The organism is Variovorax terrae, assembly GCF_022809125.1.
Classification (GTDB): Bacteria; Pseudomonadota; Gammaproteobacteria; order Burkholderiales; family Burkholderiaceae_C; genus Variovorax_A; species Variovorax_A terrae.
On record NZ_JALGBI010000001.1, the window covers coordinates 213314 to 227393 of the forward strand.

A 14080-nucleotide genomic window follows, 5' to 3' on the forward strand; every position below is an offset into this window, starting at 1 on the left:
GAAACTATGATTTTGATAGCAGACGATGACCGCCCGACAAGGACATCGGTCTGTTTTGGCTTGAAATTGGCCGCGCCAGGCCGTTTTTCATTGCCAGGGCCGCTGCCGGCGCGCCGCTAGCGGCAGGCGGATGACTGGCCGGCCTGCTTGAGGTAGGCGATCAGGTCGGCGCGGTCCTTCGGGTCGGGCACGCCGTCATAGGTCATGCTGCTGCCCGGCACCATCTGCAGCGGCTTGGCGAGAAACCGGTCCAGCGTCTTCTCGTCCCAGGTGAGCTTCGAGTGCTTCATGGCCTGCGAATACCCGAAGCCGGGCACGCTGCCGGCGCGCCGCCCGATCAGGCCGCAGTGGCGCGGGCCCACGCGGTCGCTGGCCAGGGCATGGCAGGCCTGGCAGCGGGCATAGACCTGCTCGCCGTGCAGCACGTCCGGCGCCGCGCCGGCGGGCAGGGCCACGCCTGCCGCGAGCACGGTGCTCAGGCCGAGGCCGCGCCAGTTCATGACATGAAGGCCGACGGCACCGGGGCCTCGCCCAGCGCCTGCCGCAGCACGGCCCAGTGCATGGCCTCGTCGCCCAGGATGCTGGCCGCGGCCTTGGCCAGGTCGCGGTTGCCGAACAGCGGCACCGCGCCCAGGTAGGCGCTGACGGCACCCTGCTCGAGCTTTGCCGCGAACCGCAGCACGTCGGCCTGCGACTTCAACGTATCGGCGGGAAAGTCGTACCGGGCCTTGGCCGCCACCGGCTTGCCGCCGAGCTGGGCGACGGTCTTGGCCAGCAGGGCGGCATGCTCCTTGTGGTGGCCCTGGAAACCCACGGCGAGGTCGAGCACCGGCTTTTGCAACAGCTTGCTTTCGGCGCCGAGCTGGTAGGCGGCGATGGCCTCGAGTTCGGCGCCCAGCGCGGTGTTGAGAATCTGCACGTCGCCGGCGCCGTCGTCACCGGCCTTGGCGGCCGGCGCGTCGTTGCCCGAGAGCAGGGCCACGGCGGCGCCCGACAGCACCAGGCCGGACTGGCCGAGGAACAGGCGCCGCGCGGCGGCGGGGTTGGGCATGATGAGGAAGGACATGGACATCTCCTGGTGGGTCAAGGAAAGGACGGAGGCGATCCGCCCGGGGCGATGCGGGCCAGCACGCGCGCGACGATGCGGTCGCAGCGCGCCCCGGCGAACGAGAACGCGTCTTCCATGGCGAAGTCGAGGTCGCGCGACAGGCTCTCGCGCAGCAGGCTGCGGGCGCGAAACAGGCGCGTGCGCACCGTGGCCTCGGGCACGCCCAGGGCCGTGGCGGTTTCTTCGACCGTCAGCTCCTCCACGGCGCGCAACACGAACACGGTGCGGAAGACCTCGGGCAGGGCGTCGATGCGGGCCTCCAGCAGGCGGCGGATTTCGGCGCGCGCGGCCAGGCGGTCGGGCTGCTGGTCGTGATCGGCTTCCATCGCGTCCTCCGGCTCCCGTTCGGGCGGCGGCGCGCCCATCGCCAGGTCCAGCGCAATGACCTTGGCCGAAGGGCGCCGCACCCGGCCCAGGGCCTCGTTGAGCACGATGCGCACCAGCCAGGTCGAGAGCCTGGCCTCGCCGCGAAAGCTGCCGAGCGCGCGCCAGGCGCTCAGGTAGCCTTCCTGCACCGCGTCCTCGGTCTCGGCGTCGCTTTTGAGGACGCTGCGCGCGGTGCGGAACAGCAGCCGGTTGTGGCGCCGCATGATGTGCTCGAAGGCGCGCGCATCGCCTTGCGCGGCGCGCGCGGCCAGCTCGCCGTCGGTGGCGCGGTCGGACGGTTCGGGCCGGGCGTGGGGCAGGGGGTGTGGCATGGCTTGGGTTCCGTCCATTGGATGGCGGTGGCGCGCGCCACGTTCCCGCGGCCCTAGCCGGTGGTGACCTCGACTTTGAAATCCGGGTCGAAGCGCGCGTTCTCGTTGATCCCGCCGCGGGCGTAGCCGCGCGGGTTGCAGACCACGCGCGTGCCGTTCACCGTGTAGTCGAAGCTGTCATGCGTGTGGCCGTGGATCCAGAGCTGCGCGCGGCGGCCGTCCAGCAGGTGCTCGGCGTTCGAGACGAAGCAGGCATTCAGCGGCGAGCCGGCAAACCGTGGATGGATGCTGCGCGGCGACGGTGCATGGTGCGTGATGACCACGGTCGGCCCGGCGTGCGGCTCGGCCAGGCGCTGCGCCAGCCAGGCCTCGTGGCGCCGGAACAGCAGGGCCGCGTCCAGCGGCGTGAACAGGGCCTCCGAGTCCTCGCTGATCCGGATCCGGCTGAAGTCGCGCATGAAGCGGAACGCCGCTTCCACCGAGGCGCTGCGCCCGTCCGGGTCGCTGAACAGCAAGAAGTCGGTCCACAGCGTGCTGCCCAGGAAGCGCACGCCGTCGATGACCCGCACCTCGTCGTCCAGCAGCTCGATGCGGGTGCCGGCGCACAGCCGCCGGAGTTCGGCGCGCGTGCCCGGCAGGCTGCCGCCATAGAACTCGTGGTTGCCCGGCACGTAGAGCACGGGCCGGTCGAAGCCGCTTGCCCAGGCCACGGCCTCGTCCGGCCGGGCGATGTCACCGGCCAGCACGACCACGTCGGCATCGTTGCACGGCCGCGGCAACGCACCCTGGCTCAGGTGCAGGTCCGACAGGAGGTTGAGCTTCATGGCGTCAGCGCATCAGGCTTGTATTTATATCACGGCATGATATATTTGCCGAATGACCCTACCGAAAGCAGCGCCGCCCGGCCGCAGGATGGCCAAGGCCGATTTCGAGGCGCTGGCCGAGTTCCGCTACCAGCTGCGCCGGTTCCTGCGTTTCAGCGAGGAGCTGACGCACCAGCACGGCATCACGCCGCTGCAGTACCAGCTGATGCTGCAGGTCAAGGGCTTTCCGGGCCGCTCCTGGGCCACCGTGGCGGAGCTCGCGGAGCGCCTGCAGGCCAAGCACCACGGCGTGGTGGCGCTCATTTCGCGCTGCGAGGCGCTGGGCCTGGTGCAGCGCCAGGCCAGCCAGACCGACCTGCGGAGGGTGGAGGTCCGCCTGACCCCCGAAGGCGACCAGCGCATCGAGCAGCTGGCGCGCCAGCACCGCGCCGAGCTCCAGTCGCTGCCCCGCCTGGTGGACTTGCCCGCGCGGGCCGGGGCCTGAGGGGCCGGCCATGCGCATGCCCGCCTACACCGAAGCGGCCGGCTGGGACCTGTACCGCGCCATCGTCGAGCAGTCGCAGGAAGCCATCATCTTCGCCGACCGCGAGGGCCTGATCCGGCTGTGGAACCGCGGCGCCGAAGTCCTGTTCGGCTACGAGGCCGCCAGCATGCTGGGGCGCAACCTCGAGGTCATCGTCCCCGAGAAATTCCGGCGCGCGCACAACGAGGGCTTTCGCAAGGCCGTGAGCGCCGGCCAGACCCGGCACGAAGGCCGGGTGCTGACCACGCGCGCGTGCCACAAGTACGGTAGCCGCCTGTATGTGGACCTGAGCTTCGGCCTGCTCAAGGACGCCTCGGGCACCGTGATGGGCGCCTATGCCATCGGGCGCGACGCCACGGCCCGGTACATGGAGCAGACCGCGCTGCGGCTGCGCGCCGAGGGCCACACCGGTTGAAGCGCGCCATGCCGAGCCGCAGCTTTCCGGGTTTCGAGTCGCCGGCCGCCGGGCCCGAGGCACCGCTGCAGCTATTGGCGGCCTGCCACGAGCGCATGGCGCGCCAGTGCGCAACGCTGCGGCGCCTGGTGCCGCATGTGGCCGAGCGCGGGCCCGACGCCGCGGCGCGCGAGGCCGCGCAGGCCGTGATGCGCTACTTCGATACCGCCGCCCTGCATCACCATGCCGACGAGGAGCAGGACCTGTTTCCCGCGCTGCTGGAGTCGATGGCCGGCTCGGATGCCGTGTGCCTGCGCGAACTGACCGAGGGGCTGGCCGCGGAGCACCGCGATCTCGAGACGGCGTGGCAGCGCGTGCGCCAGCCGCTGGAGCGCATTGCGGCCGGCGAGAGCGCGCCGCTGCCGCCGGGCGAGGTGGAGGCCCTGGTCGGTGCCTACCAGCGCCACATCGCGCGCGAGGACAGCGAGCTGCTGCCGATGGCGGCGCGCCTGCTGGGCGAGCACGACCTGGCCCGCATCGGGCAGGCCATGCGCGCGCGGCGCGGCATCGGCTCGCCGTGAGCTACCGGGAGGAGAGCAGGGCGCGCGCCACTTCGGCGAAGCCCGCGCCGCGCTCGGCCTGCGTGAGGTAGCGCGGGCGGTGCACCAGCTCGGGCAGGAAGCGCGCGATGTTGGCCACGCCCACGCTGTGCGGAAAGTGCTCGAACATCAGCTGGTCGTTGGTCGAGTCGCCCACATAGGCCCAGCGGCCGATCTCGGCGTCGAGCTCGCGGCCGAACAGCTCGCGCACGATCCAGCGCGCGCCCGCGAGCTTGTGGTGCTCGCCGAACCAGCCGTTGATGTGGATGCTGCTGACCGTGGCGTTCATGCCCTCGGCCCGCATCAGGGCCACGGCCTGGGCGATGCGCTCGGGCGGCAGGTGGTTGAACTCGCTGTGGTCGATCGCGATGTCGGTCTCGCGGCCCGGCGAGTCCTCGGCCAGCACCGCGCCCGGCACCTCGCGCAGCACGCGCAGGGCCACCTGCTGCATGCGCGCGAAGTTGGCGGCGCGCTCGGCGGCACTCTGCTGGTATCTTTTTGATAGCAAACTATCACCACCCGACGCGGACATCGGCGTGTTTTGGCTTGAAATCAGCGCCACCGAGCCGTTTTCAGCCACGATCGCATCGACCGGCCAGCTCTGCGCGAACGGCACGCTCCAGCCCACCGGCCGCCCCGTGATCGGAATCACGTGCAGGCCCGCGGCCTTGAGGTCTGCCAGCGCCTGCAGCGCGTCGGGCGTGATCGCGCCGCCGGTGGTCAGCGTGTCGTCGATGTCGGTGAACACGCCGGCGATGCCGCGCCGCGCCTCGGCAGGCCAGTACGCCAGGGGCTGGAGATCCCTCGTCATCCGGCGCTCTGCAGGCTCAGGCCGGCATGCTCGCGCAGCGGATGGAAATGGATCTTCGGGAAGCGCTCCTGCGCCAGCCGCACGTCGTAGGGCGAGGTGCAGAGGTAGGCCAGGGTGTCGGCCGCGTCGTGCGCCAGGCGCTGCGGGTAGGCCTCGGTGAAGGCCCGCAGGTCGGCCGGCGAGTCGGCCGTGATCCAGCGCGCGCCGGTGTACTGGCAGCCTTCGAGCCGCACGTCGGCGTCGTATTCGGTCTTCAGGCGGTGCTGCACCACTTCGAACTGCAGCTGGCCCACCGCGCCCAGCAGCATCGGGCCGCCCACGTCGGGGCGGAACACCTGGATCGCGCCTTCCTCGCCGAGCTGGGCGAGGCCCTGCTGCAACTGCTTGGTGCGCAGCGGGTTCTTCAGGATCACGGTCATGAACAGCTCGGGCGCGAAGAACGGCAGGCCGGTGAACTGCAGGCTGGCGCCGTCGGTGATGGTGTCGCCCAACTGAACGCCGCCATGGGTGGTGAAGCCGATGATGTCGCCCGCGTAGGCCTCGTCCACCGCCTCGCGGCGCTGGCTCATGAAGGTGACCACGCTGGTCGGCCGCAGCTCCTTGGCGGTGCGCTGCACCTTGAGCTTCATGCCCGGCGTGTAGCGGCCCGAGGCCATGCGCACGAAGGCGATGCGGTCGCGGTGGTTGGCGTCCATGTTGGCCTGCACCTTGAACACCACACCCGCGAAGTCCTTGTCCGCGGGCTGGATCTCCTTCACCACCGGCTGGCGGTTGACCAGCGTGGTGCTGACGCGCGGCTGCGGCGGCGGCGCCAGGTCCACCAGCGCGTCCAGCACCTCCATCACGCCGAAGTTGTTGACGCCCGAGCCGAAGAACACCGGCGTCTGCTTGCCCGCGAGGAAGGCCGCGTGGTCCCAGGCCGGCGAGGCGCCGGCGGCCAGCTCCATGCTCTGCTCGGCGGTCTCGAACTCGTGGCCGAAGCGCTGAATCAGCGCCTCGCGCTGCGCCAGCGGAATGGTCTCGAAATCCTGCGGCAGCCGCTCGCTGCCCGACTCGAACACCGTCATCGCGTGGGTGCGCAGGTTCATGATGCCGCCGAAGCTCTTGCCCTGGCCCACGGGCCAGGTCATGGGCACGCAGGGCATGCCGAGCTCGCGCTCCACCTCGTCGAGGATGTCCAGCGGCTCGCGGACCTCGCGGTCCATCTTGTTGACGAAGGTGATGATGGGCGTGTCGCGCTGGCGGCAGACCTCGATCAGGCGGCGCGTCTGCGCCTCCACGCCGTTGGCCGCATCGATTACCATCAGCGCCGAATCGACGGCGGTGAGCACGCGGTAGGTGTCTTCCGAGAAGTCCTTATGGCCGGGCGTGTCGAGCAGGTTGATGACGTGGTCGCGGTACAGCATCTGCATCACCGAGCTGGCCACCGAGATGCCACGCTGCTTTTCGATCTCCATCCAGTCGCTGGTGGCGTGGCGGCTGGCCTTGCGGCCCTTGACGGCGCCCGCGATCTGGATCGCGCCCGAGAACAGCAGCAGCTTTTCCGTCAGCGTGGTCTTGCCGGCGTCGGGGTGGGAGATGATGGCAAAAGTCCGGCGGCGCCGGGTTTCAGAGGCGTAGGACACAACGGTTCCAGAGGGTGAGGCGGAAGCGGTCGCTTCCGCGAAAGGCAGGCAGGCGGGCCAGCGCCCGGATCGGCGTGATTTTACCGGGCCGTGGCAGCGGGGGCGCCACGGCGCGCGGAAGGCCTTGGGGCGGCGCCGGCCTCGGCTATAGTCGTCCGGAGGGCGCCGCCGCCGTGCCGGGCGGGCCCGACGCCCGGCCCCTGCCGGGGCGCTCCAGGAGGTGACCATGCTCTCGCTCGAATCCGTCCAGCATCTGCTGGAGCCGCTGTTTCCCGGCCTGATGGGCGTGCGCCTCATCGAGTTCCAGCCCGAGCGGGTGCTGGCCGAGATGGTCGTGCGGCCCGATCTGTGCACGGCCGGCGGCATCCTGCACGGCGGCGCGTCCATGGCGTTTGCCGACACGCTGGGCGCCTTGGGAACGATCGCGAACCTGCCCGAGGGCCAGCGCACCACGACGACCGACTCCAGCACCAAGTTCATCGGCGCGGCGAAAGTCGGCAGCACGGTCACCGGCGAGTGCATCGCACTGCACCGGGGCCGCACCACCATGGTCTGGCAGACGACGATCCGCTCTGCCGAAGGCCGGCTCTGCGCCGTCGTGACGCAGACGCAGCTCGTGCTGGCGGCCTGACCTGCCTGCGCCCGCTCGAGCGGGCGGCTTATAATTGCGGCTTCCGAGGAGCGTTGCAGCGTCCCCGTTGTCAGACGGGGCGTGAGGCTCGGATCCACACCCGCAACGACGCTCGCCCACGCTTCTGTGAGGTGAGTTTCTTCCCCAGAACGTGGTTTTTTCAAGCACAGCCTCTGGAGAGAAAACCATGAACGCCGTTCTCAAGCCCGCGTCCGCCACCGACAGCGCGATCGCCGACCTGTCCCTTGCCGCCTGGGGCCGCAAGGAGATCCGCATCGCCGAAACCGAAATGCCCGGCCTGATGGCCATCCGCGAAGAGTTCTCGAAGGCGCAGCCGCTCAAGGGCGCGCGCATCACCGGCTCGCTGCACATGACCATCCAGACGGCCGTGCTGATCGAGACGCTGCAGGCCCTGGGCGCCACCGTGCGCTGGGCCTCGTGCAACATCTTTTCCACGCAGGACCACGCCGCCGCCGCCATCGCCGCCACCGGCACGCCGGTGTTCGCCATCAAGGGCGAGACGCTGGCCGACTACTGGGACTACACCCACCGCATCTTCGAATTCGGCGCCAAGGGCGCTGAAGGCGAAGGCCCGAACATGATCCTGGACGATGGCGGCGATGCCACCATGCTGATGCACCTGGGCCAGAAGGCCGAGAAGGACCTGTCGGTGCTGGCCCACCCCACCAGCGAAGAGGAAACCATCCTGTTCGCCGCCATCAAGGCCAAGCTGGCCGTGGATTCGACCTGGTACACCCGCAAGTCGGCCCAGATCATCGGCGTGACCGAGGAAACCACCACCGGCGTGCACCGCCTGAACGAAATGTCGGCCAAGGGCACGCTGCTGTTCCGCGCCATCAACGTGAACGACTCGGTGACCAAGAGCAAGTTCGACAACCTCTACGGCTGCCGCGAGTCGCTGGTGGACGGCATCAAGCGCGCCACCGACGTGATGATCGCCGGCAAGGTGGCCTGCGTGGCCGGCTACGGCGACGTGGGCAAGGGCTCGGCCCAGGCGCTGCGCGCGCTGAGCGCCCAGGTGTGGGTGACCGAGATCGACCCGATCAATGCCCTGCAGGCCGCGATGGAAGGCTACAAGGTCGTGACCATGGAGTACGCCGCCGACAAGGCCGACATCTTCGTGACCACCACGGGCAACAAGGACATCATCACGCACGACACCATGGCGAAGATGAAGGACCAGGCCATCGTCTGCAACATCGGCCATTTCGACAACGAGATCGACGTTGCCTCGCTCGAAAAGTACGAGTGGGAAGAGATCAAGCCCCAGGTCGACCACATCACCTTCCCCGACGGCAAGAAGATCATCCTGCTGGCCAAGGGCCGCCTGGTGAACCTGGGCTGCGGCACGGGCCACCCGAGCTTCGTGATGTCGTCCTCGTTCGCGAACCAGACCATCGCCCAGATCGAGCTGTTCACCAAGCCCGACGCCTACCAGGCCGGCAAGGTCTACGTGCTGCCCAAGCACCTGGACGAGAAGGTCGCGCGCCTGCACCTGAAGAAGGTCGGCGCGATGCTGACCGAGCTGACGGACGCGCAGGCCGCCTACATCGGCGTCAACAAGAACGGCCCTTACAAGCCCGACACCTACAGGTACTAACACCCCCGAAGCGCCTGCGGCGCCTCCCCCTCAAGGGGGCGACACCGGTCGTCCGGCAAAGCCGGTCCGACGGTGTCTCCCGCGAGAGATCGGGTCACGCAGCAGGCCTCTGGACCTGCTGTGCGTGCTGATCAACTCCTCGTCGAACGCGGCCTGGCCGCGTCGCGCTCGCAAGCCCAGCGCCTGATCGCCTCGGGCGTGCAGTGGCGCGCCGTGCCGGCCGGGGCGTGGAAGCCCGTGGCCAAGAACGGCGACGAGCTGCCCGCGCTGGCCGAGCTGCAACTGCTCGACACGGCCGAGGCGCGCTACGTCTCGCGCGGCGGGCTCAAGCTCGAAGGGGCGCTGGCCGCGGCCGGGCTGGCGGTGTCGGGCCGGACCTGCCTGGACGTGGGCCAGTCCACCGGCGGCTTCACCGACTGCCTGCTGCAGCAGGGCGCGGCGCGCGTGGTGGGGGTGGACGTGGGCCACGGCCAGCTCCATCCCCGGCTGCGCGCCGATGCGCGCGTGGTGTGCCTCGAGAAAATCAACGCGCGGGAGCTGAGCGCTTCGATTTTGATAGCAAACTATGACCAGGCGACAAGGACATCGGGCCAGTTTGATGCCCAATTCGGGCTGGTGACCGGCGATCTGTCCTTCATCTCGCTCACGCTGGTGCTGCCGGCGCTGGCGCCGCTGCTGGCCCCCGGCGGCGCGCTGCTGATGCTGGTCAAGCCGCAGTTCGAGCTGCAGCCCGCGCAGATCGGCAAGGGCGGCCTGGTGAAGGACGCGGCGCTGTATGCCGAAGTCGAGCAGCGCCTGCGCGGCTGCTGCGCCGCGCTCGGGCTGCAGGTGCGGGGCTGGTACGACAGCGCCATCAGCGGCGGCGACGGCAACCGCGAGTTTTTTGTGTACGCAACCCATTCACAAGGAGGAAGCCATGCGTCTTCCCATCAGTCTTGAATTCTTCCCGCCCAAGACGCCCGAGGGCGCGGCCAAGCTGCGCGTGGCGCGCCAGCAGCTCTACGCGCTCGAGCCCGAGTTCTGCTCCGTCACCTACGGCGCGGGCGGCTCGACGCAGGAGGGAACCTTCGGCACGGTCGGCGAGATCCTGGCCGAGGGCGTGGACGCGGCCTCGCATTTCTCGTGCATCGGCGCCACGCGCGACACGGTGCGCGAGCAGCTCGCCACGCTCAAGGCCATGGGCGTCAAGCGCCTGGTGGCGCTGCGCGGCGACCTGCCCAGCGGCTACGGCGCGGGCGGCGAGTTCCACTACGCGAGCGACCTGGTGGCCTTCATCCGGGCCGAGAGCAACGGCGGCTTCCGCATCGAGGTGGCCTGCTACCCCGAGGTCCATCCCCAGGCCAGGTCGCCCGAGGCCGACCTGCAGGCCTATGCGGCCAAGGTGAAGGCCGGCGCCGACTCCGCCATCACGCAGTATTTCTACAGCGCCGACGCGTACTTCCGCTTCGTGGACGACACGCGCCGGCTTGGCCTTCAGGTGCCCGTGGTGCCCGGCGTCATGCCGATCACCAGCTCCACCCAGCTCATGCGCTTTTCCGACGCCTGCGGCGCCGAGATCCCGCGCTGGATCCGGCTGCGCCTGCAGAGCTTCGGCGACGACACGGCTTCCATCAAGGCCTTCGGCCTGGACGTGGTCACCGGCCTGTGCGAACAGCTGCGCCGCGGCGGCGCGCCGGGCCTGCACTTCTACACCATGAACCAGGCGCCGGCCACGCTGGAGATCTGCCGCCGCCTGGGGCTGGCCGGCTGATCCACGGCTCTGAGGCATTCCGCCTGGGTTACCATTTGTAATCCAAACGTTTGCCGGGATGAGGACCGGGAGGGAGCGAGGAATGCACAAGTCTTTTGCGATCTGCGGCGCGCTCGCGCTGCTGGTGGCCATGGCGGCGGCGCAGGCGCAGAGCCGCTATGTCTGCAGCAATGGCCGCGGCGGCGCCACGGTGTCCGACCGGCCCTGCAACAGCGGCGGCATGGTCTATTACGGGCCGACGGAAGGCCCCGGCATCGCGCCGCGCTACGAGGCGCCGATCCCGAAGGTCGGCGAGGCGCCGGCCCATCTCAAGTACATGAGTGCGCGCTGCAGCTCGCTGCATGACGCGATCCGCACGGCCCAGGTGCGCGGGCTCAAGTCCGAGACGGTGGCCGAGATGCAGAAGAACTACCGGCGCGAGTGCGCCGAGAACGAGAGCGAGGCCTCGGCCCGCCTCGGGCAGGACCGGCGCGACCAGCTGCAGCAGCGCGGCGAGGCCCGGCAGGCCGAGAAGCTCGAACGGGACCGCGCCAGCCTGCGCGAACAGCAGTGCGGCGAGTCCAAGCGCATCCTGGTGACCAAGCGCGCCCGCACCGACCTCACTGAGGGCGAGCGCAACGAGCTCAAGCGCTTCGAGGACAACTACCACGCCCGCTGCGGCTGAGGCTGGCCGGCCTCGGCCCACTGCAGCAGCCGCTGCGCGCAGCGGCGCAGCGCCGCGTGCAGCTCGTCCGGCTGCCGCACTTCCACCTCGAACGACAGCCGCGCGAGCTGGCGCGCGTACCAGTCCAGGTCGTCGGCCTGGCTGTGCAGTAGCACGCCGCCCTCGCAGGGCTGGAACAGGCCGATGGCGTCGAACAGCTCCTCGCGCGCCGTCGGCAGGTCGGTCTTGAGCAGGACCTGGATGCCGATGGCGCGCGGCAGGCTCGCGATGCCCAGCGCCACATGGCGCACGGCGTCGAAATCGGCCGGGGCGCTGAAGTGCGCCTGCAGCGGCTCGACCTGCTGCACCCGGTCGAGCCGGAACGAGCGCAGGCCGCCGCGCAGGTGGCACCAGCCCGCCATGTACCAGCGCCCGGCGCGCCAGGCCAGGCCGTAGGGATCGACCTCGCGCTGGCTGGCCTCGCCCTGCGCCGAGCGGTAGGCCAGGCGCACGCGTTGGTGCTCATGGGCCGCGGCGCTGAGCGCCAGCAGCACGGCGTTGTCGGCCGCCGGCTCGGGCTGCGACAGGTCCAGCCGCACGGTCTCGCCCAGCGCGCGCACGCGCCGGCGCAGTGGCTCGGGCATCACGCGCTCGAGCTTGGCCTGCGCGCTCTGCACCGCGGGGGCGGCGTCGGCCAGGCCCAGGCCGCGCACGGCCAGCAGTCCCATCGACAGGGCCAGCGCCTCGTCGTCGGTGAACATCATCGGCGGCAGCTTGAAGCCCGGCATCAGGCGGTAGGCGCCGTAGCGCCCGCGCTCGGCCACCACGGGAATGCCGAGGTCTTCCAGCCGCGCGATGTAGCGGCGCAGCGTGCGGCCATCCACCTCGAGCCGGCGCGCCAGCTCGGGGCCGCTGAGCGCGCCATGGGCCTGCAGCAGTTCGAGCACCGTGAGCACGCGGGTGGTGGGCGAGTACATGGGGGCAGTTTATTCCTGAATCAGGGCTGATTATGTCCTGATTGACTCGTACAGTCGCCTGCCACGGGCCGGCTGGCGGCCCGCCACCGCAAGGAGATTCCCATGGACGTATTGGCTGGGCTGCACCTGTCGCAGCTGTGGCTGTTTTTCATCATCCTGCTCGGCGTGATCGTGCTGCCGGGGCTGGACATGGCGTTCGTCATGGCCAGCTCGCTGGTGGACGGGCGCCGCTCGGGCCTGTGCGCGGTGGCGGGCATCGTGGCGGGAGGCGCCTGCCACACGGCCATGGGCGCGCTGGGGGTGGGCGTGGTGCTCAAGCTGTTTCCGGCGGCCTTCAATGCGCTGCTGGTGGCCGGCGTGCTCTACATCGCCTGGATCGGCTGGGGCCTGCTGCGCAGCGCGTCGGCCTTCGACGGCGCGGTGAAAACCGCGTCGCGCCCGCTGCCGGCCACCTTCGGCCGCGCCATGCTGACCTGCCTCATGAACCCCAAGGCCTATGTGTTCATGCTCGCGGTGTTTCCGCAGTTCGTGCGCCCCGAGGGCGGCCCGGTCTGGCAGCAGGCGGGGCTGCTGGGGCTGATCATCGCGCTCACGCAGGCCGCGGTCTATGGCGCCGTGCCGCTGGGCGCGGGCGGCGCGCGCCGCTGGCTGGAGGGCAGCCCGGCCGGCAATCTCGTGCTGGCCCGCTCCGTGGGCGGCGTGCTGGTGCTGGCGGCGGCGTGGACGGCGCTGGAGGGCTGGCGCGCGCTCTGAGCGCGCGGGGGCGCGGCGTCAGCGCTCGTCGTAGCTCACCACCACGCGCGGCGTGAGCGGGCGGGCCTGGCAGGTCAGCACGAAGCCCTGGTCGATCTCCCAGGGCTCGAGCGTGAAGTTCTTCGCCATCTCGACCCGGCCTTCGAGCACCTTGGCGCGGCAGGTACAGCAGACGCCGCCCTTGCAGGAGTAGGGCAGGTCCAGCCCGCCTTCGAGCGCGACGTCGAGCACGCGCTCCTGCGCGCCCATGCGGAAGTGGTGGGTCTTGCCGTCCATCACCACGTCCAGCGCCACTTCATGCTGTTTGGGGGCGGAGGTCCTTGTCGCCCGGTCATTGTTTGCTATGGTTTTGGTAGCAACCGGACTGTCTGCCGAGAAGAAGCGCTCGCTGTGCACGCGCTCCTTCGGCAGCCCGGCCGCGAGCAGCGCGCGTTCGGCGGCGGCGATCATGCCCTCGGGCCCGCACAGGAAGGCCTCGTCGATGCCGGCGGCCGGCAGCACGCCGGCCAGCAGCTCGGCCACCTTGGCCTCGTCGATCCGGCCGTTGAGCAGGGCCACCTCCTGCGGCTGGCGCGACAGCAGGTGGATCAGCGTGAGGCGCGCGGGGTACTTGTCCTTCAGATCCTGCAGCGTTTCGTTGAACATGATGGTGTTCACACGCTGGTTGCCGTAGACCAGGGTGAAGCGCGAGTCCGCCTCGTCGGCCAGCGTGCTGGCGATGATGCTCAGCAGCGGCGTGATGCCCGAGCCCGCGGCAAAACCCACGCGGTGGCGCGCGCCGGGCGCGCGCGGCGTGAAGCGGCCTTCGGGCGGCATCACGTCCAGCGTATCGCCAGGCTTGAGCCGGGCCACGGCCCAGCGCGAGAACACGCCATCCGCCACCGGCTTGATGCCGACCTCGATTTCCTGCAGCCGGGTGTAGCGCGCCTTGGGGCTGCAGATCGAGTAGCTGCGCCGCACGGCCGCGCCGTCGATGGTGGCGCGCAGCGTGAGGAACTGGCCGGGCCGGAAGTCGAAGGTGTCGCGCAGCGCGGGCGGCACCGCGAAGGTGATGGCGGCCGAGCCGGCGGCGTCGGGCGTGACGCGCTTGACGGGCAGCGGATGGAAGTGGGGCGTGGACATC

At 70.2% G+C, this 14080-nt stretch carries 17 protein-coding genes and 1 riboswitch; of the genes, 9 read left to right on the forward strand and 8 right to left on the reverse strand.

Features of this window, described 5'->3' with window-relative positions:
• Window positions 1-116: 116 nt before the first annotated feature.
• The 4 genes from MMF98_RS00970 to MMF98_RS00985 are packed head-to-tail and all read right to left on the reverse strand — an operon-like array spanning window position 117 to window position 2630.
• A complete protein-coding gene (locus MMF98_RS00970; protein WP_243303135.1) occupies window positions 117-500 on the reverse strand; it encodes a c-type cytochrome in 384 nt (127 codons plus the stop codon).
• Window positions 497-1066, reverse strand: coding sequence for a ferritin-like domain-containing protein (locus MMF98_RS00975; RefSeq protein ID WP_243303138.1), 570 nt, complete (start codon window positions 1064-1066; stop codon window positions 497-499). Before MMF98_RS00975 ends, MMF98_RS00970 begins: the two co-directional genes overlap by 4 nt.
• Window positions 1067-1083: 17 nt before the next feature.
• Complete coding sequence (locus MMF98_RS00980) at window positions 1084-1824, reverse strand: RNA polymerase sigma factor (protein ID WP_423837541.1); 741 nt, start codon at window positions 1822-1824, stop codon at window positions 1084-1086.
• 35 nt (window positions 1825-1859) lie between these two features.
• Window positions 1860-2630, reverse strand: a complete 771-nt coding sequence (locus MMF98_RS00985) for a metallophosphoesterase (RefSeq protein ID WP_243303152.1) — start codon at window positions 2628-2630, stop codon at window positions 1860-1862.
• Window positions 2631-2682: 52 nt separating this feature from the next.
• Between MMF98_RS00985 and MMF98_RS00990 the strand changes: the two genes are divergently transcribed.
• The 3 genes from MMF98_RS00990 to MMF98_RS01000 are packed head-to-tail and all read left to right on the forward strand — an operon-like array spanning window position 2683 to window position 4128.
• On the forward strand, window positions 2683-3114 hold the full coding sequence (locus MMF98_RS00990; protein ID WP_243303186.1) for a MarR family winged helix-turn-helix transcriptional regulator: 432 nt from the start codon (window positions 2683-2685) through the stop codon (window positions 3112-3114).
• A 10-nt stretch (window positions 3115-3124) separates the two neighbouring features.
• Window positions 3125-3568: a PAS domain S-box protein gene (locus MMF98_RS00995; RefSeq protein ID WP_243303189.1), complete on the forward strand. Its 444-nt coding sequence runs from the start codon at window positions 3125-3127 to the stop codon at window positions 3566-3568.
• 8 nt (window positions 3569-3576) lie between these two features.
• Complete coding sequence (locus tag MMF98_RS01000; protein WP_243303192.1) at window positions 3577-4128, forward strand: hemerythrin domain-containing protein; 552 nt, start codon at window positions 3577-3579, stop codon at window positions 4126-4128.
• Window position 4129: 1 nt separating this feature from the next.
• Here the strand turns inward: MMF98_RS01000 and MMF98_RS01005 are convergent, their stop codons facing one another.
• Window positions 4130-4957, reverse strand: a complete 828-nt coding sequence (locus MMF98_RS01005) for an HAD-IIB family hydrolase (protein ID WP_243303202.1) — start codon at window positions 4955-4957, stop codon at window positions 4130-4132.
• A complete protein-coding gene (locus MMF98_RS01010) occupies window positions 4954-6582 on the reverse strand; it encodes a peptide chain release factor 3 (protein WP_243303212.1) in 1629 nt (542 codons plus the stop codon). The genes MMF98_RS01005 and MMF98_RS01010 overlap by 4 nt, the downstream gene beginning before the upstream one ends.
• A 226-nt stretch (window positions 6583-6808) precedes the next feature.
• Between MMF98_RS01010 and MMF98_RS01015 the strand changes: the two genes are divergently transcribed.
• From MMF98_RS01015 to MMF98_RS01035, 5 genes are all read left to right on the forward strand, one after another.
• Window positions 6809-7213, forward strand: a complete 405-nt coding sequence (locus MMF98_RS01015) for a PaaI family thioesterase (RefSeq protein WP_243303228.1) — start codon at window positions 6809-6811, stop codon at window positions 7211-7213.
• A 41-nt stretch (window positions 7214-7254) separates the two neighbouring features.
• Window positions 7255-7334, forward strand: a riboswitch (S-adenosyl-L-homocysteine riboswitch).
• A gap of 66 nt (window positions 7335-7400) precedes the next feature.
• Entirely contained in the window at window positions 7401-8834 is a 1434-nt protein-coding gene (gene ahcY, locus MMF98_RS01020) for an adenosylhomocysteinase (protein WP_243303230.1), read from the forward strand.
• 120 nt (window positions 8835-8954) lie between these two features.
• Window positions 8955-9773 (forward strand): TlyA family RNA methyltransferase, encoded by an 819-nt coding sequence (locus tag MMF98_RS01025; RefSeq protein WP_243303232.1) that lies wholly within the window; start codon window positions 8955-8957, stop codon window positions 9771-9773.
• Window positions 9751-10584, forward strand: a complete 834-nt coding sequence (metF, locus tag MMF98_RS01030) for a methylenetetrahydrofolate reductase [NAD(P)H] (protein ID WP_243303233.1) — start codon at window positions 9751-9753, stop codon at window positions 10582-10584. Before MMF98_RS01025 ends, metF begins: the two co-directional genes overlap by 23 nt.
• A gap of 82 nt (window positions 10585-10666) precedes the next feature.
• Window positions 10667-11248 (forward strand): hypothetical protein, encoded by a 582-nt coding sequence (locus MMF98_RS01035; protein ID WP_243303235.1) that lies wholly within the window; start codon window positions 10667-10669, stop codon window positions 11246-11248.
• On the opposite strand, the gene MMF98_RS01040 is transcribed toward MMF98_RS01035, so the two are convergent.
• Window positions 11227-12204 carry a helix-turn-helix transcriptional regulator gene (locus MMF98_RS01040; RefSeq protein WP_243303238.1) on the reverse strand — a complete coding sequence of 326 codons (978 nt, stop codon included), beginning with the start codon at window positions 12202-12204 and terminating at the stop codon, window positions 11227-11229. The genes MMF98_RS01035 and MMF98_RS01040 overlap by 22 nt on opposite strands.
• 102 nt (window positions 12205-12306) lie before the next feature.
• On the opposite strand from MMF98_RS01040, the gene MMF98_RS01045 reads away from it, so the two are divergent.
• Window positions 12307-12957, forward strand: a complete 651-nt coding sequence (locus MMF98_RS01045; RefSeq protein WP_243303240.1) for a LysE family translocator — start codon at window positions 12307-12309, stop codon at window positions 12955-12957.
• A gap of 18 nt (window positions 12958-12975) precedes the next feature.
• Here MMF98_RS01045 and paaE read toward each other — a convergent pair whose 3' ends face one another.
• On the reverse strand, window positions 12976-14079 hold the full coding sequence (paaE, locus tag MMF98_RS01050; RefSeq protein WP_243303267.1) for a 1,2-phenylacetyl-CoA epoxidase subunit PaaE: 1104 nt from the start codon (window positions 14077-14079) through the stop codon (window positions 12976-12978).
• Window position 14080 lies beyond the last annotated feature (1 nt).